This is a genomic window from Aquimarina sp. U1-2 (genome assembly GCF_017897595.1).
Classification (GTDB): domain Bacteria; phylum Bacteroidota; class Bacteroidia; order Flavobacteriales; family Flavobacteriaceae; genus Aquimarina.
Genome location: NZ_JAGKIK010000007.1, coordinates 192,386 through 212,614, shown reverse-complemented (window position 1 = coordinate 212,614; position 20,229 = coordinate 192,386). Strand labels below are relative to the sequence as shown.

At 35.3% G+C, this 20,229-nt stretch carries 12 protein-coding genes and 1 other RNA gene; 7 read left to right on the top strand and 6 right to left on the bottom strand.

Translation table 11 applies throughout. The features are described from left to right. Positions 1 to 445 precede the first annotated feature (445 nt). From J8281_RS11425 to J8281_RS11410, 4 genes are all read right to left on the bottom strand, one after another. The gene (locus J8281_RS11425) at positions 446 to 1,174 is read right to left on the bottom strand and encodes a DUF6261 family protein (RefSeq protein ID WP_210197752.1); all 729 of its coding nucleotides are present in this window, start codon (positions 1,172 to 1,174) and stop codon (positions 446 to 448) included. Positions 1,175 to 1,584: 410 nt separating this feature from the next. Next, positions 1,585 to 4,053, bottom strand: coding sequence for a carboxypeptidase-like regulatory domain-containing protein (locus J8281_RS11420; protein WP_246849088.1), 2,469 nt, complete (start codon positions 4,051 to 4,053; stop codon positions 1,585 to 1,587). Positions 4,054 to 4,067: 14 nt separating this feature from the next. Continuing rightward, positions 4,068 to 5,756 (bottom strand): M23 family metallopeptidase, encoded by a 1,689-nt coding sequence (locus J8281_RS11415; protein ID WP_210197751.1) that lies wholly within the window; start codon positions 5,754 to 5,756, stop codon positions 4,068 to 4,070. Between the two features lie 59 nt (positions 5,757 to 5,815). Next, on the bottom strand, positions 5,816 to 6,859 hold the full coding sequence (locus tag J8281_RS11410) for a beta-1,6-galactofuranosyltransferase (protein ID WP_210197750.1): 1,044 nt from the start codon (positions 6,857 to 6,859) through the stop codon (positions 5,816 to 5,818). 408 nt (positions 6,860 to 7,267) lie between these two features. Here J8281_RS11410 and glf point away from each other — a divergent pair, with 408 nt between their 5' ends. From glf to rny, 5 genes are all read left to right on the top strand, one after another. Continuing rightward, positions 7,268 to 8,377 carry a UDP-galactopyranose mutase gene (gene glf, locus J8281_RS11405; protein WP_210197783.1) on the top strand — a complete coding sequence of 370 codons (1,110 nt, stop codon included), beginning with the start codon at positions 7,268 to 7,270 and terminating at the stop codon, positions 8,375 to 8,377. A 188-nt stretch (positions 8,378 to 8,565) separates the two neighbouring features. Beyond that, positions 8,566 to 8,856 carry a hypothetical protein gene (locus J8281_RS11400; protein WP_210197749.1) on the top strand — a complete coding sequence of 97 codons (291 nt, stop codon included), beginning with the start codon at positions 8,566 to 8,568 and terminating at the stop codon, positions 8,854 to 8,856. Positions 8,857 to 8,863: 7 nt separating this feature from the next. Further along, the gene (locus J8281_RS11395; RefSeq protein WP_210197748.1) at positions 8,864 to 9,154 is read left to right on the top strand and encodes a cell division protein ZapA; all 291 of its coding nucleotides are present in this window, start codon (positions 8,864 to 8,866) and stop codon (positions 9,152 to 9,154) included. A gap of 52 nt (positions 9,155 to 9,206) precedes the next feature. Continuing rightward, positions 9,207 to 9,313: non-coding RNA, 6S RNA (gene ssrS / locus J8281_RS11390), on the top strand. Between the two features lie 54 nt (positions 9,314 to 9,367). Beyond that, the gene (gene rny, locus J8281_RS11385) at positions 9,368 to 10,933 is read left to right on the top strand and encodes a ribonuclease Y (RefSeq protein WP_210197747.1); all 1,566 of its coding nucleotides are present in this window, start codon (positions 9,368 to 9,370) and stop codon (positions 10,931 to 10,933) included. Between the two features lie 408 nt (positions 10,934 to 11,341). On the opposite strand, the gene J8281_RS11380 is transcribed toward rny, so the two are convergent. Both J8281_RS11380 and J8281_RS11375 read right to left on the bottom strand, forming a co-directional pair. Then, entirely contained in the window at positions 11,342 to 12,916 is a 1,575-nt protein-coding gene (locus tag J8281_RS11380; RefSeq protein ID WP_210197746.1) for a hypothetical protein, read from the bottom strand. A gap of 519 nt (positions 12,917 to 13,435) precedes the next feature. Then, positions 13,436 to 15,988, bottom strand: coding sequence for an ATP-dependent Clp protease ATP-binding subunit (locus J8281_RS11375; protein WP_210197745.1), 2,553 nt, complete (start codon positions 15,986 to 15,988; stop codon positions 13,436 to 13,438). Between the two features lie 371 nt (positions 15,989 to 16,359). Here J8281_RS11375 and gyrA point away from each other — a divergent pair, with 371 nt between their 5' ends. Together gyrA and J8281_RS11365 are read left to right on the top strand one after the other, a co-directional pair. Continuing rightward, entirely contained in the window at positions 16,360 to 18,900 is a 2,541-nt protein-coding gene (gyrA, locus tag J8281_RS11370; protein WP_210197744.1) for a DNA gyrase subunit A, read from the top strand. Positions 18,901 to 18,927: 27 nt separating this feature from the next. Next, complete coding sequence (locus J8281_RS11365) at positions 18,928 to 20,202, top strand: tetratricopeptide repeat protein (protein WP_210197743.1); 1,275 nt, start codon at positions 18,928 to 18,930, stop codon at positions 20,200 to 20,202. Positions 20,203 to 20,229 lie beyond the last annotated feature (27 nt).

The following is a 20,229-nucleotide window of genomic DNA, read 5'->3' as shown; positions in this document are numbered from 1 at the left end:
ATCTATTGTTCTGTTATACTTCTTTTACCGTTAGTCTACACACTGGCATTCAGTGTATTCATAACTTCCACCATCATCTTCGACAGTTGTCGTTTCACACCTTTCCAGTCTACAAAAAAAGAGATCTTCTTCTTGCATAGTCGTTTCTTTACCGTTTAGATTAGTAAAAGATACCATTCCTAAAGCAAATAACCCTTATAAAAATAAATTTTTCATACTTAAAATATTTTATGTGAGCTTTTAATTTCCACATAAAATAGGAAGTTTAATGTTTTGTCAACTCATAAATTTTATTAAGTACTTGTAAAAACCATAATAATTTTGCGTATTTGTTGTAATTTTTATTGAGGTTTTCCGTAAAAAAGAAAGGGTCTAAAAAGCACTTTTCTTTAATGCCATCACTTTCTAGACACCTTCTTTTATCTCATTTTTAAAAGCCTAAACCTTATGAGCTACCTATACTATTCTCTTTCCTGGACTTACGTGCTCTGGCATTTGTATTGATACGTTTTATAGATTGATCGATCTCGGTGAGTATCTGCGTTAAACCTTCTACCTGATTTCGTCTTGCATAGGTTTGTAGATCTCGCAATACATTATCAATCGCATCCTGCAAAGCGGTTTTTGCTTGCTTATCTGTCGGGATGTCTTTATTTGACTGGTTTTCATCCCGCTCTGATATCAAATTTGAAATCTCAGAAACCATGGTTTTCATCTCAGAATACCAGTTGGTTACATGCAGGATGTTAAGCGCTGTCTTGGCAGCAGGTGTATTTAGATCTACGTCTAAGCTATTAAATTTTGCACCTTGCGCTACATAACCGGCTGCATAAAGCTTATCATCGTTGTTTTTTAATATCTGACTCAATACCGCACTCGCTTCGCGCTCTTCACTTTCAGGACTATAAGCATAGCTATAAATAATATCCCTAAACCCAATAAAACTGCGGTTAAACTGTTGATCTAGCGAACTTATAGTGTCTGTATGTAGTTGTTTGGTAGAGCTACCAATCGCTTGTTGTGTAAGTTGTAAAGGTTGCTCAAGATCATTGATCAAAGGGGTGATAAGAACATGATCAACCCATTTTTGAGTGAGTTTTGATTTGATTTCCCTGCCCAACTCGTCAGTTTCTTCTATAGAATACAGGTAGAACGGGATGTTTGTTACTTTCATAAATAATGTGATTTTGTGATTTATGGCTTAAAAATATTAAAAATTTGAGTGCATAGTACCAGTATTAGGGCATATTTCTCTTTTTTGCTAGAATCAAAAAAGTTTAAATGACTTCTATACCAAAGTCAAAAGTCAATTTTTACTACCGGGGGGTCAACGTGAAAAAACTAAATCTATTTTTGTAGTGCTGGGGGGGGCAATGTGAAAAAACTAAATCTATTTTTGTAGTGCTGGGGGGGCAATGTGAAAAAACTAAATCTGTTTTTGTAGTGCTGGGGGGCAAAGTGAAAAAACTAAATCTGTTTTTGTAGTGCTGGGGGGCAGCGTGAAAAAACTAAATCTGTTTTTGTAGTGCTGGGGGGCGTCGTGAAAAAACTAAATTTGTTTTTACAGTGCCGGGGGTAAAACTGTTAAAACTCTATCCCCAACCGTACATTAAATACACGTGGTGTCAAAAAATTAGGAATAGCAAATTGGCGTTGGGTTGAGGCATCTCTTACAAACGTATTAGTAATCGAATTTTGGTTATCAAATACGTTGTAAATTTCGACGCCAAGATTTAGCGCTCTAAACGTATTTAAAAAATGCCCCTCTCGTAATCGTTTATTAGGGTCGACTACAACATAAGATATCCCTAAGTCTGCTCTTCGATAATCCCTAAGCCGGGTTTGAAAATCGTAAGGATCGGCATAACTGGGGGACCCGCCTGGTACCCCGGTTTGATACACCATGTTTAAATACATTTTTAGGCTGGGTATTGAGGGCACGTAGTCCTGAAATAAAACTCCGATTTTAAGACGTTGATCCGTAGGTCTTGATATAAATCCTCTATTGTCGATATTTTCTTCAGTTTTGAGATATCCCAGACTTATCCAGCTTTCTGTCCCGGGAACGAATTCTCCGTTTAATCTCAAGTCTGCACCTTGTGCATAGGCTTCGGCATTATTCCTGGCGCGATACCGTATACGTACATTTTCTATAGTATACGGATTCACATCGGTCAATTTTTTATAATAAATTTCTGAAGTGAGTTTAAATGGCCGATCCCACATGGTAAAGCTATAATCATGTCCCAACACTACGTGAATAGATTGTTGCGCTTTTACTTCGGGTCTTACCATACCCAAAGAATCTCTTAATTCTCGGTAAAATGGGGGCTGATGGTAAAACCCTCCAGATACCCGGAAGATCATATCGGTCTTCCAATTGGGTTTTAACGCAACTTGTGCCCTGGGACTTATCACCATTTGCGAAGCTGTAGGTTCTACCGTGCTGCCATAAACATTCCAGTGGTGAGCCCGTACACCAATATTAGTCCAAACTTCATGATCCTTGATAGCAGTTCTTAAACTGTATTGCGCATATCCAGAAATGCGATCAATAGTCACATCATTGGTAGCTCTTACACTAACAAAAGGTACCAGTTCGCTTTCAAAAGGGGTATAGGGTTGATCGTTTACTAGGTCCAGAATAGGAGGGCGTATCGAAAAACCGGCAGAATCTACAATTTCATATTCCTGCAAGCGATCCCTGATATCTTCTGTAGTATATTTAATCCCCCAGTCAAATTGATGCACATCTGCAGTATACGTTCCCTTATGCTCTACATTAAAAATCAAAGCATCAAGATCGTTACGTGCATGAGTAAGTTGCGAACCCACACCTTCAGCAAACTCTACCTCGCCCAAATCCTCGCTGCCAATATCTGTGTTCACGGTTCCTAAGGCGTAAGCGGCCAAAATATCATAATATTCTTGTTCCTGGGTATGGTATCCAGAAGCAATTAATTTTAGGGAAAGGTCATCGTTTGGTCGGTAAGTTCCTTTAAAAGCTCCAAAATACGTATGGTATCGATCTTCTTCTTGCCCTTGATAAGAAACTGTGAGTGCTCGTACGGTTTGTAATGTTCCGAAATTGACTTGTTGTCTAAGAGGTTCATAATCGTACTTATTAATAGCTACATTGCCAAGAAATCCTAACTCGAACGTGTCTGAAAGGTTATACGAAATATAGGTTTGAATATCTGCAAATAACGGCTGAAAGTTGGTCTCTGTATCCCTGGCGTTTACCAATAAACTATTATCTCTGTATCGAGCTCCCACAATGCCTGATATTTTTTTACTTTTTGAAACACCGCCTAGTGACATACTGCCCCCTAATAGACTTGCATTTGCAGTAGCTCCTAACCGGGTAGGTCTTTTGTATGTAATATCCAAAACCGAGGATAGCCTGTCTCCATATTTCGCCTGAAACCCCCCGGCAGAAAAATCTACATTTCGAACCATATCTGTATTCACAAAACTAAGTCCTTCTTGTTGGCCAGATCGTATTAAAAACGGGCGATAGACTTCAATCTCATTAACATACACCAGGTTTTCGTCATAGTTTCCACCTCGAACCGAGTATTGTGTGCTTAGTTCGTTGTTTGAACTTACTCCGGGTAAGCTCTTAAGCAAGCCTTCTACTCCGGCATTGGCAGATGGAGTTGTTCTAATGGTTTCCGGATCAAGCGTTGTTATTCCTTCTACGACTTTTTTTTCTCTACCCGAAATAATTACTGTACTTATTTGCTCGACGTTGGTTTTAAGTACCGGGTTTAATTCATATTCCTGGTTTTCTTGAAGGTTTATAGTGAATTGAAGACTTTTAAACGCAATATGTGAAATAACAATTTGCACGTCTTGAGCAGCAGGGATTCGCAATTCGTAAACTCCATTTTTATCTGACTGTGCTCCTGAATTGCTGAACGTGATATTTGCACCCTGTATAGGAACATTATCTTCATCTAGAACAATACCTTTTACAGTAGCATTTTGTCCGAAAGAAAAAACGCTCAAAAAGAAACAAAGGATAAAAGGATAAAAAAATGAATATTTCAAGAAAAGGTTGCGTTTTAAGGTTTTCTATAAAATGTAGTCTCAAATGTAGCTCTGTTTCCAACGTTATCAAACACTACCAGTTTAAAGTTATTTTCTGCAGCTATAGTAACATTGTCGCTAAAATCATAAACTAACATCCCGGTTTTATAATCATATTCCATCAAAATAAATTTACCATTAATAGTACCGCGATAACTTTTGATACCTGTTTGCGCATCATTTATTTTTATTTTTAAGTGACTTGCCTGTGATATCCATTTCTTATTAGAAACATTAATTGGAACTATTGTTGGTTTTTGAGTATCTGTAAATAGGGAGTATTTTCCAAAAGTCCTGGTTCGAGTAGAAAAGCGATTTTCTTTTTTTGTAGTTTTAGTATAGTAAACCTTATCCTTATGTCCAATCCGGCCAATGTATAGATTTTTCTTATCTTCATCTTTATAGCGTGAAACATCAAATACTATTGTCATGTTTTTATGTAATGGTGTGTGATCATTATGTAGTTCTGCCGTTTCCCCGTTTACATTCAGATCCAGATAGGTATCTTGATATAAACTCCCTTTTGGAATGAGAAGATCGACAATTCCCGAAGTATAGACGTAATTTTCATTTGCTTTTGCCAAATCTGATGTTTCAAACGGTTCCCACTTCGTAATAGTATCTGTATTTTTACCTAGAATAGGCACTTCAATGATTGTGGTATTGTTGTTAAAATCTTGAATTGAAACGCTGTAGAGATATGAAAGACTATCTTTAACATCAACATAGCCATTATTCACTTTTTTTTTGAAGACAGTAAGTGGGTTGTTAGGCGCTACAAAAAGTTTACTAATTCTACTTCGATTTTGTTTGTAGTACTTATAATCGATTAATCGGTTTATATATCGAGTTTCGGCAAATGAAAAACGATTCATTTCTAGTTCGAGGTGCTCTTGACCATTAACCTGAGCACTTACTTTATATACACCATTATGATTTTGAGCCAGATCTTGTTTGTCTACAGTAGATATACCAAAACCAATTGTACCATAAGCAGTGATATTTTCGGCCTTAAACGTACCGTCTCCTTTTTGAGTAAGCGTAAGACGATAAGGTTCTTGTTGTTGATTTACATGAGAATTTTCATTCAGGCTGTAGGCCCATACACTATTTACGATAGGTTTTCTAGTATCTTCTACTTCTATACCAAAACTTAAAGGATTCATTGGTCTCGATTTAGAATCTCTAATTTCGAAATGCAGGTGCGGACCAGAGCTGCCCCCTGTATTGCCACTAAATGCTATTATATCTCCTTTATTAACCTTTAAACTTTCAGATTTGGGAAAAAGTTCGATTTCGTAAGACTCTTTGGCATATTGTCTTTTTTTGACGTATGCTTCGATTTCGGGAGCAAACTTTTGTAAATGCGCATATACCGTAGTATAGCCGTTTGGGTGTAAGAGGTAAATAGCTTTTCCGTAACCGCCATGTGCTACTTTGATACGACTTACACGTCCTGATGCCGCTGCATACACAGGCAAGCCTTCTTCTCCATTGGTTTTTAAGTCTAGTCCTGAGTGAAAATGATTTGATCGTAATTCACCAAATGTTCCAGATACGACAACTGGAATATCCAGGGGTTTCATAAAATAGTCTGTAAGAATTTGTTCCTGCCCGAAACAACAATAGCACGCGAAAAGTAGTAAGAGAATTATTTTTTGCATAGAATCACCTGTAAAAATATAGTATGTGGCAAGACGTAAAGCTAAATTATTTTTTTAAATTAAAGGTGTTGTAACGCTTCATTAACAGCATTATTTAAATATCCGCCAGAAATTATATCTTTTTTTACACGGTCAACATTAGATTTCATCTTTTGATAATCGTTGTCAGACAGTTCTTCCAGAATCATACTTAAATCGGCTAAATTGGATATCGTAATCCCTAAATTATTTTCTATAATAAAAGTACTTATAGCTGCCTGATCCCAAACAATAACTGGTAACCCACAGAGAATATACAATGAAGTCTTGTGTGGATTATTAAATTTGAGATATTGCCCATATTGCCCGCTACACTCTTTTGTAGAAATCCCATCCCAAACTAAACCAAAGGATCCTTTAATATGATAGGCCACCTCATTTGATGGAAATGCTCCTTCATACCGTACTATAGATTCTTCTTTGGGAACGCTAAGTTTGTCATAATCAAAACCAACTCCGTAAAGTTTCATTACGAATTGACGTTGTGCTAAGCTGTCTAAATCGTAAATGTAAGAATTTTTACCTTCAGCAAATCCACCGGCATATACCACCTCATAGGGTTTCGTTTTGTTTTTGGTGTTTTGTTCTGGTAGTCCCTTGTCTAAAATATAGTCAAAAATACCTAAAACTACTATAGGTATTAGAACGCCTTGCGCCAAAAACCAATCCTTCATTGCTTGATTGTGTACAATAATAGCTTGTGAAGGTGTGATTTTTTGTAGTTCTTTAGATGCGCTACCTGTTCGTCCCTTTAAAAATCGTACATCATGTACTATTGTTATAATTTTGCAACGTTTCAATTTAGCGACAAATAGTACGTATCCTCTAAACTTATTAAGCGGATATTGGGTGCATAATGTACTATTGAAGGGAAGACGAAGAAGAGCAACACTTATCCCAAAAAAGTTTTTAATAGTGCCTATGGCAGAGTTGGGGATCGATGATTGTTTAAAACCAAGGTTTTTAAATCCCATAGTATTTAAAATAAGTTCGCAATCAGTTTTTGCTTTTCCCGCTGCATTAAATAGGGATTTGTAGTTTCTTGAGATGTAGTATCCTATCATGTCTTATGTTAAATCAATTAATGAATATCCGTAATCAATCATATCGCACTGTCTCATCAAGCGCAGTCGAGAGGTTAGTAAATCCAAATAGATATAAATCAGGTATCTACTTCGCTCGACCAGACATTAAAGTTAATTTTATGATGTATATCAGATATTCAAAATCAGTTCAATTTCAGAAAGGAAAGATACATACATTTTACTTTTTTTGTAACATATTCGTAAGATTATTAGCATTGTTAAAGGATGTAATACCCCGAAATAGTTTACTATATTACTGATTCTCAATCTAAGTTGTAGAAGCGCAGTACTTTCTATTTTCTTGGTTGTTTTAATGATCTCGTATAGTAGTCGTATCTTTGATGCTTAAATAATAGAGAAATATATCTAAATTTATAGAAAGTGAGCATAAAAAAATATGATTATCTAATAGTAGGAGCAGGGTTATTTGGGAGCGTTTTTGCTCATGAAATGACCAAACGAAATAAAAAATGCCTGGTCATTGATAAACGCGATCACTTAGGTGGGAATGTATTTTGTGAAGAAAAAGAAGGCATCAATATTCATAAATACGGAGCTCATATTTTTCATACCAATGATCATGAAATTTGGAAATATGTAAATCAATTTGCCACATTTAATAACTATATTAATTCCCCGGTGTCTTTATCAAAGGGTAAACTATATAATTTACCTTTTAATATGAATACGTTTTATCAATTATGGGGAACCAAAACACCAAAAGAAGCAAAAGCGGTAATTGATAGTCAAATTAAAAAGTATGGCACTACATCTCCACAGAATCTTGAAGAACAGGCCTTGTCACTTGTTGGTAAAGATATTTATGAAACCTTAATAAAAGAGTATACCGAAAAGCAATGGGGGAAAAAAGCGACAGACCTACCTGCTTTTATTATCAAACGTTTACCGGTGCGTTATACGTACAATAACAACTATTTTAACGATCGATACCAGGGAATACCCGAAGGCGGTTACAATACTATAATTAATGGTCTATTACGAGGTATTGAAACAAAAACAAAAGTAGATTTTTTTGCGAATAGAGCAGCATTAGAAAGGGTCGCGAATCAAATCGTGTACACAGGTAAAATTGACGAGTTTTTTGAATATACCTATGGAAAACTTGAGTATCGCTCATTACGATTTGAACACGAACTTCATGATATAGAGAATTACCAGGGAAATGCAGTAGTAAATTATAACGATGTCCAATATCAATTCACCAGGATCCTTGAGCATAAGCACTTTGAATTTGGAAAACAATCAAAAACTATCATTACCAAAGAGTATCCTGAAACTTGGGATCAGGGAAAAGAAGCCTATTACCCAATCAATAACCCCAAAAATCAAGAGATTTATAAGAAATATAAAGAAGCTTCTCATACAGTTAAGCATGTAATTTTTGGAGGCAGGTTGGCAGAGTACCGATATTATGATATGCACCAAATTATCGCATCTTCACTTAAAAAGGTAAAAGAAATATCAAAGATGCAATAGCGACAAAAGGTAACTGTGAAATACGCCGTAACGATAAGGTGGATACCCACCAATACGATTACATGGCCACGCTATTTTACCTCCTAGAAAATTATAAATATAAACCGATGAAATTAGTTTAAAAACTATTGGGTTTTTTCAATTGGTATGTTAACTTTGTGTAACGAAGTATTGCGAAATATACATTAATGAGTGATTTAATTGAAATTGTTGATTCTCTGGAGAATAGAATAAGCAAGTTGCTCCACAAATATGAATTGTTAAAAAAGCAGCAAGTGGATCTAAAACAGAAAATACAAGAATTAGAGACGATTTCTCTACTTCAAACAGATCAATTAAAGCAATGGGAAGAAAAATTCAGTGCGCTCAAAAATGCTAATGCAATGCTAGGCAGTGACGAATATAAACGGGAGACCAAGCTCAAAATAAACGCCTTAATAAGAGAGATCGATATGTGTATAGCACAACTCTCTGAATAGTAAATATATGGCAGATAAGCTTAAGATCAAATTATCTATCGCAGATCGAGTATATCCATTAACTATTAATCCAGAACAGGAAGAAGGATTACGAAAAGCCGCAAAAAAGATAGAAGTAATGATTAAGCAATTCGAGCAAAGTTACGCGGTAAGAGATAAGCAAGATGTTTTGGCAATGTGTGCTTTGCAATTTGCTGCACAGGTCGAACAAAAAAGTATAGATAAAGAAGATGATATGGATAAGGTAGCGAATAGATTGAATGCTTTAAACGATCTATTGCACGATCATTTGTCATAACGTTCATTACAAATAAATAGGTTACTGCCTGCACTAGTTGTTATTTTGATAAACTCAACAAGAATTAATTAAAAAGGGTGAGTTTAAGTTGTAAAAGCGCGCCGCCATGAGCGGATTCTTGATCAATTTGTTAGCCCTAAACCTGTTTTTACAGAGTTTATACAAAACCTTTGCTAGTGCAGGCTTTTTTTATATATAAATTTTACAAGAATTATGGATAGTATTATAGTAATAATTATAGCTTCAGTAGTGGGATTAATACTCGGGTTTGTTATCGCCAAAGTATTAGAACGCAATAAGGCATCAGAAATTATCAGGACTGCAAAGAAAAATTCAGAAAGCATACTTAGAGAAGCTAAGAGTGAAGGAGAAACTATTAAAAAAGATAAAATATTACAGGCAAAAGAAAAATTTATCGAATTAAAATCAGAACACGAAAAGGTAATCTTATCAAGAGATAAAAAAATCGCCGAAGCCGAAAAAAGAACAAGAGACAAAGAGTCACAGGTTTCTAATGAGCTATCAAAAAATAAAAAAATTAATCAAGAGCTTGAAGAAAAAGTAAAAACGTATGATAAACGAAACGAGTATTTAGAAAAGAAGCAAAGCGAACTCAAAAAACTCCATAAAAGTCAAGTACAACAGTTAGAAGTTATCTCAGGATTATCTGCCGAGGATGCCAAAGAACAACTTGTTGAATCTCTTAAAGAGCAAGCTAAAACAGATGCGATGTCCCTTATCCAGGATACTATCGAAGAAGCTAAACTTACAGCACAACAAGAAGCAAAGAAAGTGATTATCAATACCATTCAACGAATTGGTACTGAAGAGGCTATAGAAAACTGCGTATCGGTGTTTAATATTGAAAGTGATGACGTAAAAGGGCGTATTATTGGTAGAGAAGGACGTAATATTAGAGCTATCGAGGCAGCTACCGGCGTTGAAATCATTGTTGATGATACCCCTGAAGCTATTATTTTGTCATGTTTTGATTCGGTAAGAAGAGAAGTTGCGCGTTTATCTTTACATAAGTTAGTTACAGATGGTAGAATTCATCCTGCCCGAATCGAAGAGATTGTAAGAAAAACAAGAAAGCAAATTGATGAAGAGATCATTGAGGTAGGAAAACGTACTGTTATCGACCTTGGGATTCATGGATTACATCCAGAATTGATCAAAACTGTGGGTAGAATGAAGTATAGATCTTCTTACGGTCAAAATTTACTACAGCACTCAAGAGAAGTAGCCAAATTATGCGGAGTGATGGCTTCAGAATTAGGACTAAATCCAAAACTTGCCAAAAGAGCCGGGTTACTTCACGATATAGGAAAAGTTCCAGATACCGAGACTGAAGTTCCGCACGCTATATTAGGCATGCAATGGGCAGAAAAATATGGAGAAAAACAAGAAGTGTGTAATGCTATAGGAGCACATCATGATGAGGTTGAAATGACGTCATTAATATCTCCGATTATACAAGTTTGTGATGCGATTAGTGGTGCAAGGCCAGGAGCAAGAAGACAAGTACTCGACTCGTATATTCAGCGATTAAAAGATCTTGAAGAAATTGCTTTTGCTTTTGATGGTGTCAAAAAGGCATATGCCATACAAGCGGGTAGGGAATTAAGAGTTATTGTTGAAAGTGAAAAAGTAAATGATGAAAGAGCGGCAAGTCTGTCATTTGAGATATCTCAAAAAATACAGACAGATATGACCTATCCCGGTCAGGTAAAAATTACCGTAATTAGAGAGACCAGAGCAGTAAATATAGCGAAATAAGCCTATTTCTAACTTTTGAACACATACAAAGCTATACTAAATTTTTAGATCTCACATTAAATATTTTGTCTCTTTCGTATCTTAAAAAAGCAGAACGTAAAATCGAGGGTGTCTAAAAAGTATTAGAAAACGTCATTACGAAAAATTTTAATTTTGAAGTAATCTGTTTATCCAAAACTTAAGTTCAACAGATTCCTTCGCTTCTCTCGGAATGACAACTTTTTAGACATCCTCAATTTTGGTATTATATAATTCATGCTTCATCTTAAGTATCAATTTTCATTTATTGACATCGCCAAAGGGAACGTATACTACCCCGAGGTAGTTTGCTTTGAAACACATTTTCAAAAAGTATATTTCAGTATAAAACGAAAACTAGTAATTAAGATAAGCTCTTAAGTATCATAATCAATTGAAATAGTCAGTAGGTAAAACCCGCCCGTTGATAGCTTTAATCGCATAATCTGGAGCTCCTTCTGTTTTACTGGTTGTAAAAAAGAAGTCTTTTGTTCTACTATGGCGTTTTCTATAGAAGGGGATACCTTGATTATGATCAGATTTGTACACATAACCATATATCCCTTTATAAACAAAACCATATGTAGAACCGTCTCCTATTTCGTTATAATATATAGGGTAGAAATTGTCTGATCTCCCGGCATGGTAATATCTGTGTAAAGGTACAGTTCCCGGAATTTTATTCTTGAAAATTATACATTGTACACCTTCTAATTTCCAAGTGTTGTTTCCGTTGCCATATTTGCTAAAGTCAGTTGTATAATAGTGATCAGCATTTTTTCTACTATAATATCGATACAATTTGGCAGATGCTACCTCTTGTTGTCTCAGTAGCTTTAGTTGAGATATAACACTTATATCATAAGGAATATTAGCAGAACAGTTTATCGATTTATTGATATATTGATTAACCGTAGCCAAATTCGAAACTGCCAATTTTTTAATCTTGTTAGAATTCGTATTATTTTTAACATGAATTATAAAATCTCTAACAAATTCCCAGTCTTCTTTATTCTTAAAGCAATCGGTAATTTTTTCAGCAGCTTTTTTTAGTTCTGAAGAATTTATAAAACTACTATAAGGCTTTAGTTTGGTTTCTATATCTCCTGCCAACTCAGGGTTCGAGCGTAAATAATCTTGTATTCTATTGATTTCTCGATTTACATCATCAGGTTTGGAAATGGTGTTTGGCGCATAACCTACCAAATCAGATACAATTCCTGATTTAATCATAGTTTGTTCAATAATTTTTTCTTCTTGAGAAGTAGCACTTCCATCAGAATCAAATCCAAAAATTTTGCCAATAGAAAATTTAGCGGCTCTTTTGAAACTAGATTTACTAAGCATCGTTTGTTTTGTGTAGTTATAATTGTACACATAATAAATTTCTGCTCCTGTAATACGGTCGTCTATGTAAAGCGCTCCATATGCCGACAAGAATCTATTAAAGTCTTTGTTATCGATAAACGTTTGCGCCTCTGGTCGCATTGCGGGAGTACCTGTTACCAAATTTCGGAAACGTTTCACTTTAATTTTAGCGATAACCGAAATATGATTTTTATTAAACGTGAATTTTTGTTCAATGGCTTTTTTTTTCGATCCACCCAATTCGAAAATTTTGAGCTCTAAACCAGCAGATGTTTCTGAACTTTTCTTTATAAATCTGGATAGTTCTTGGTTTGTCTCAATTACCTCTAATTCAATATCGGTTGCCGGGCTTCCTACAGCACTGCTTTGAATTAGATTTGCGTCTGAGATGGCAATATTGAATGGGCGATATCCTGCGGGATCCATACCAAATCCGGCATGATAAATTTGACCATCTACGATAATAGATTTTCCTTGTGTCGTTTCGATCTGAGAAGTTGTTTCGACCGTTTGGGAATTAATATCTGTGTCGTCCTCGATATTACAGGAGGTTACTAGTGCTCCGGCTAGAAGCATACTAAAAATTGATTTTTTCATTGTAAAAGTTTTAAGATTAATAGAGATTGTATTTTGGCCAAATACATAATTTTGAATGGAAGGTAGTGTAATTTAGAGGTGAAATTGTATCAAATTATAACCTGATACATCTTTTTTGATAAATACATCAAGTATTTGAGTATTAATTGAATAATTTATACCAGCCGCTTTATTTTCTTTTTTATATGAAGATTTCCACACGACAAATTTGATCTACAAAGTATGATATCGAATACTTATAGAGACAAACTCAATTGCTAGGTATTATTTGGATATTTAATTAGACGTAAAACGGGGGTACTCAATTTTTATGCATTATTAAATCTATTACGGCTTAACATACCTTCAAAAATAAACGCTGGCTATATTTTGCGATGTCACCGCAGCCCTTCAATCCTTATTAAGATAATATAATACATAACACGGGTTATTATTAACGTAAATAGGATAAAAAAGTAAGGCTGCTAGTTTATAGCAGCCTTACTTTTATATTTAAAATCTTTGGAATAAAGTCCAAAATTATGATTCTGTCGAATTTTTAGCTTTTTCGATATTAATAGTTAATTCACCTGAATCGTCCATATCCATAAAAATACTATCACCTTCTTGTAACTGGGCGTTAATGATCTCTTCGGCCAAAGCATCTTCAATATATTTTTGAATCGCTCTCTTTAAAGGTCGTGCACCGTATTGTTTATCAAAACCTTTCTCGGTAATATAGTCTTTTGCTTTTTCACTAAGGGATAGATCATATCCTAATCCTTTGATACGATTATATAATTTATCAAGCTCTATATCAATAATTTTATGAATATCTTCTCTTTCTAAAGCATTAAATACAACTACATCATCAACTCTATTTAAAAATTCGGGAGCGAAAGCTTTTTTAAGAGCACTTTCTATGATACCCTTTGCATAATCATCTGCCTGCGTTTTTTTGGCTGCTGTACCAAAACCAACTCCTTGTCCAAAATCTTTGAGTTTACGAGCTCCTATATTCGAGGTCATAATAATGATAGCGTTTCTAAAATCTATTTTACGACCCAAACTATCGGTTAAGTAACCATCATCCAGTACTTGTAGCATCATATTGAAAACATCGGGATGTGCTTTTTCTATTTCATCAAGAAGGATTACAGCATACGGCTTTCTTCTTACTTTTTCAGTAAGTTGCCCACCTTCTTCATAACCTACATAACCGGGAGGTGCACCAATTAGTCTAGACACTGCAAACTTTTCCATATATTCACTCATGTCGATTCGAATAAGTGCATCTTCGCTATCAAAAAGTTCTTTGGCCAGTACTTTTGCTAATTGTGTTTTACCAACACCAGTCTGTCCCAGGAATATAAAAGAACCGATAGGTTTATTAGGATCTTTAAGTCCGGCTCGATTTCGCTGTATGGCTTTTACAACTTTCTTTACGGCTTCTTCCTGACCAATTACTTTACCCATAATTAGATCAGGCAATTCAGCCAATTTATTGCTTTCAGTTTGAGCAATTCTGTTAACAGGAATACCTGTCATCATCGATACCACATCTGCCACATTTTCTTCATCAACGGTTTCTTTGTGAAGTTTCGATTCTTTTTCCCATTGTTCTTGTGCTTTGCTTAGCTCTTTTTCTAAATTCTTTTCGTCATCTCTAAGCTTTGCAGCCTCTTCATATTTTTGTTTTTTTACGACGCTATTTTTATGTTCACGAACTTCTTCAAGTTTCTTTTCAAGATCAAGAACTTTTTTTGGAACATCAATATTTGTGATATGCACTCTAGATCCGGCTTCATCAAGCGCATCGATCGCTTTATCTGGCAAAAATCTATCAGTCATATACCTATTCGTTAATTTTACACAGGCTTCAATAGCAGCATCCGTATAATTAACATTATGATGTTCTTCGTATTTTTCCTTAATATTATTAAGAATTTCGATTGTTTCTTCAATATTGGTAGGCTCTACAATCACTTTTTGAAAACGTCTTTCTAGCGCGCCATCTTTTTCAATATATTGCCTGTATTCATCTAAAGTAGTAGCACCGATACATTGTATTTCGCCTCTCGCTAAGGCAGGTTTAAACATGTTTGAAGCATCTAGGCTTCCTGTTGCTCCACCTGCACCTACAATCGTATGAATTTCATCAATAAAGAGGATGATATCATCGTTTTTTTCTAGCTCGTTCATCACGGCTTTCATACGCTCTTCAAATTGTCCGCGATACTTAGTTCCGGCAACCAGACTTGCCAAATCAAGAGTCACCACTCTTTTATCAAATAAAATTCGGGATACTTTTCGTTTCACAATACGTAATGCAAGACCTTCGGCGATAGCAGATTTACCTACACCAGGTTCTCCAATAAGAAGTGGATTATTTTTTTTACGTCTACTTAGTATCTGCGAAACCCGCTCAATTTCTTTCGATCTTCCCACGACAGGATCTAGTTTACCATCTTCTGCCATGGCGGTTAAATCACGACCGAAATTGTCTAAGACAGGGGTTTTTGATTTTTTACCTGCTTTATTTCCTCCTGTAGAAGAGCTAAACGGATTTTCTTTAGAAGAATCCCCTGATAAATCATCGTCGTCAGAAAAGGATTCGGCTTTTGGGTTATCTATGTATTCTTCGTCGTTCGCAATCATATACTTAAACTGGTCTTTAACGTTATCATAATCAACTTTTAAACGATTTAAAAGCTTTGTAGTAGGGTCATTTTCATTTCTTAATATACACAACAAAAGGTGGGCTGTATTGATAGAAGAACTTTGAAAAAGTTTTGCCTCTAAAAATGTTGTTTTTAAAGCGCGTTCAGCCTGTCTTGTTAAGTGTAAGTTTTTTTTCTCGTTGGATACTATAGCAATATCAGGATTTGCGGGGCTTAAAATTTCTACTTTTCTTCTTAAATTTGTCAAATCAATATCCAAGGCATCCAGGATGCTTATTGCTTTTCCACTACCATCGCGCAACAAGCCTAACATGAGATGCTCTGTTCCAATAAAGTCGTGACCTAGTCGCAAGGCTTCTTCTTTACTGTAAGCAATAACATCTTTTACTCTTGGTGAAAAATTGTCATCCATATACTTTCTCTCTTTCTTTTTCTTTATAACTAAAATAGTAATTTTTAAGACTAGTACGACAAAAACTATTCCTTTTACATCATGATTAACAAATTATGACAATATAGCAACGTTTTGTCATGATTATGATAGGTATATGAATAATTTTTTAATTCAATCCTTTAAAATTTAAAGAAGTATTTTTCGTACTTCTTTGTAAATAGACAAAAAAAGGCTTAATAATCAAAACTAGGGGTACTCGACTTATTAACTAAAGATACTATAATTTTTGTTAATAAATTGCGTATATTAGATAGCTAAAATCACGGTACAAACGTCTTATTTACTTAAATTAGCGCGTTTATTAATTCAATTATAGAAAAAAGTTTTTTATGACAGAAGGAGAAAAACTTATACCTATTAATATAGAAGATGAGATGAAATCTGCATACATCGATTATTCGATGTCTGTAATTGTTTCTCGCGCACTTCCAGACGTTAGGGATGGACTTAAACCTGTACATAGACGGGTGCTGTATGGTATGTACGAATTAGGCGTTAGAGCAAGTAGTGCTCATAAAAAATCTGCAAGAATCGTTGGAGAGGTTTTGGGTAAGTATCACCCACATGGGGATACTTCAGTGTATGATACTATGGTTCGTATGGCTCAGGAATGGAGTTTACGATATATGCTAGTCGACGGTCAGGGTAACTTTGGGTCTGTAGACGGCGACAGCCCCGCTGCCATGCGATATACAGAGGCAAGAATGCGTAAAATATCAGAGGATATGCTTGCTGATATCGAAAAGGATACTGTAGACCATACATTTAATTTTGATGATACGCTACAAGAGCCTACTGTTCTTCCTACCAGAGTCCCCGGTTTATTAATAAACGGAGCTTCTGGAATAGCGGTGGGAATGGCAACCAATATGCCACCTCATAATCTTAGTGAAGTGGTAGATGGAACCGTGGCCTACATCGATAATACTAATATTGAAGTAGATGAATTAATTACACATATTAAAGCACCAGATTTTCCTACTGGTGGTATTATTTATGGGTATGATGGTGTACGAGAAGCCTTTAAAACAGGTAGAGGTAGGATAGTAATACGCGCAAAGGCATCTTTTGAAGAAGTAAATGGGAGGGAATGTATTATTGTTTCCGAAATTCCATATCAAGTGAATAAGGCAGACATGATCAAAAAAACTGCCGATCTTGTTAACGATAAAAAAATAGATGGTATTTCAACAATTCGTGATGAATCTGATAGAAAAGGAATGCGAATTGTATATGTACTTAAAAGAGATGCTATACCTAATATTGTTTTAAATCTTTTATATAAGTATACTGCTTTACAGTCTTCCTTTAGTGTAAATAATATCGCACTGGTAAATGGTAGACCTCAGTTGCTTAACGTAAAAGAAATGATTCATCATTTTGTAGAACACCGACATGAAGTAGTCGTTCGGCGTACAAAATTTGAACTTAAAAAAGCGGAAGAAAGAGCTCATATACTCGAGGGATTAATTATCGCATCTGATAATATTGACGAAGTCATAGCTTTAATTAGAGCATCTGCCAACGCCGATGAAGCACGTGAGAAGTTAATAAAACGATTCGAACTATCTGAAATACAAGCTAAGGCTATAGTCGAGATGCGTTTGCGTCAGTTAACCGGTCTTGAACAAGATAAACTTCGTGCAGAGTACGAAGAGCTCATGAAAACCATCGAGGATCTAAAAGATATTTTAGATAAAAAAGAGCGCCGTATGGCCATTATTAAAGATGAGCTTATCGAGGTAAAAGAAAAGTACGGGGATAAGCGTCGTTCCCAAATTGAATATGCAGGAGGAGATCTTAGTATAGAAGATATGATTCCTGATGAAAAGGTAGTGATTACTATTTCACATGCCGGGTACATCAAGCGAACTTCACTAAATGAATATAAAAAGCAGAATAGAGGTGGAGTTGGTCAAAAAGGAAGCACTACAAGAAATGAAGACTTCTTAGAACATTTGTTCGTAGGTACCAATCATCAATATATGTTGTTTTTTACCCAAAAGGGGAAATGTTTTTGGATGCGGGTGTACGAAATTCCAGAAGGGAGTAAGACTTCAAAAGGGAGAGCGATTCAGAATTTGATCAATATCAGTACAGATGATAAAGTAAAAGCTTTTATTTGTACTCAGGATTTAAAGGACGAAGACTATATCAATTCGCATTATGTCATTATGGCAACAAAAAAGGGTCAGGTCAAAAAGACGTCTTTAGAACAATATTCGAGACCGAGAACCAATGGAATTAATGCGATTACTATTAAAGAGAATGATGAACTTCTAGAAGCTCGATTAACTGATGGTAAAAGTCAGGTAATGCTTGCTGTAAAATCTGGAAAAGCCATTCGCTTTGAAGAAGAGAAGACCAGGCCTATGGGACGAGGTGCTTCTGGAGTGCGGGGTATACGTCTCGCCGATGATAAGGATGAAGTAATAGGAATGGTAGCCGTTAATGATATGGAAAGTAATATACTGGTAGTATCTGAAAATGGTTTCGGGAAACGTTCTAAATTAGAAGACTACAGGGTTACAAATAGAGGTGGAAAAGGAGTGAAAACCATCTCGATTACGCCAAAAACCGGTAATCTTGTCGCTATCAAAAATGTGACTGATCTTGATGATTTGATGATTATTAATAAATCTGGTATCGCTATTAGGCTTGCAGTAGAAGATTTACGTGTGATGGGCCGCGCTACTCAAGGAGTTCGTCTTATTAATTTAAAAGGTAAAGATTCTATCGCCGCTGTGGCCAAAGTAATACATGACGAAGACGAATTAGATGAAGATAATTTGGATGAAATAGCATCAGCTAATCCAGAGACAGATTCTTCGTCTAATGGCACGAATATTGATAAAGAAACGGAAGAATAATTAAAACTTATATTAAAAACTCGAATAATGAAGACTAAATTTATCGTAGTACTATTAGTAATGATCAGTACTGTCGGATTTTCTCAAAAACAAGCCTTAAAATCAGCTTCAAAAGCCTTGAAATCTGGTGATATAGAAGCGGCAAGCACAGCATTAAAAACTGCTGAAGGAGAATTAGAAGCTGCTGATGAAAAGCAAAAAGCGCAGTATTATTTTTTGAAAGGACAGGTACTTGCGTCTAATAGCGCAGATTCTTTAGATAAAATTGAGCAGGCTGCTACCGCTTACAATAAAACTATCGAATTAGAGCAAGCTTCTGGTAATTCTAAATTTTCTGCAGAAGCTAATCAGAAATTATTGGCATTGCGTCAATCTCTAATAGAAAGTGCGATCAAAGATCAAAATGCAAAAAATTATAAAGGAGCTTCAGATAAATTATATTTGGGATATACCACGAATAAAGTAGATACTACATATTTATATTACGCAGCTGGTAATGCTGTGAATGCCAAAGATTACGATACAGCTCTTAAATATTATGAAGAATTAAAGACTTTAGGTTTCCAGGGTGTTACGGTAGAATATGTTGCGACTAATAAAGAAACTGGGAAGGTAGAGCCTTTCGATGCGAAACAAACGAGAGATTTATCTGTAAAATCTGGATCTTATATCAAACCTGAAGATCGAAAAAGCCCAGCAAAATCCGGAGAAATTGCGAAAAACATTGCTTTAATTTATATCAATCAAGGTAAAGATGAAGAAGCTATGAAAGCGCTTGAGGATGCAAAAAAAGAAAATCCTAATGATGCTGCTTTAATGCAAGCAGAAGCCGATGTTTATTATAAGCTGGGTAATATTGAAAAGTACAAAGAGTTAATGGAACAAATCGTAGCAAACGATCCAGAAAACCCAGATTTGTTATATAATTTAGGAGTTAGCGCTTCTAGATTAGGAGATAATGACCAGGCAGTAGCATATTATAAGAAAGCACTAGAGCTAAAACCTGATTACTCTGCAGCTCAAATAAATATAGCTGCAGCTATATTGGGAAAAGAAAAGAGTATTGTTGATGAAATGAATAATCTAGGTACTTCTAGTAAAGACTATAAAAGATACGATGAGCTTAAAGAAAAGCGAATGGATATTTACAGAACCGCTGTTCCTTATTTAGAAGGCGCGCTAGAAAGTAAGCCAGACAACTTAGAAGCTTTAAGAACATTGATGAATATTTATTATCAATTAGATGATCCAAAAGCTGATGAAGTTAAAAGTAAGTTGGAAGCACTCGAAGGAGGAAACTAATAGATTTTCGCAAATAATCATACATAA

Coding starts and splice junctions, on each gene's coding strand:
- J8281_RS11425 (WP_210197752.1), bottom strand. CDS start 1,174: ATGAAAGTAACAAACATCCCGTTCTACCTGTATTCTATAGAAGAAACT.
- J8281_RS11415 (WP_210197751.1), bottom strand. CDS start 5,756: ATGCAAAAAATAATTCTCTTACTACTTTTCGCGTGCTATTGTTGTTTC.
- J8281_RS11410 (WP_210197750.1), bottom strand. CDS start 6,859: ATGATAGGATACTACATCTCAAGAAACTACAAATCCCTATTTAATGCA.
- J8281_RS11400 (WP_210197749.1), top strand. CDS start 8,566: ATGAGTGATTTAATTGAAATTGTTGATTCTCTGGAGAATAGAATAAGC.
- J8281_RS11395 (WP_210197748.1), top strand. CDS start 8,864: ATGGCAGATAAGCTTAAGATCAAATTATCTATCGCAGATCGAGTATAT.
- rny (WP_210197747.1), top strand. CDS start 9,368: ATGGATAGTATTATAGTAATAATTATAGCTTCAGTAGTGGGATTAATA.
- J8281_RS11380 (WP_210197746.1), bottom strand. CDS start 12,916: ATGAAAAAATCAATTTTTAGTATGCTTCTAGCCGGAGCACTAGTAACC.
- J8281_RS11375 (WP_210197745.1), bottom strand. CDS start 15,988: ATGGATGACAATTTTTCACCAAGAGTAAAAGATGTTATTGCTTACAGT.
- gyrA (WP_210197744.1), top strand. CDS start 16,360: ATGACAGAAGGAGAAAAACTTATACCTATTAATATAGAAGATGAGATG.
- J8281_RS11365 (WP_210197743.1), top strand. CDS start 18,928: ATGAAGACTAAATTTATCGTAGTACTATTAGTAATGATCAGTACTGTC.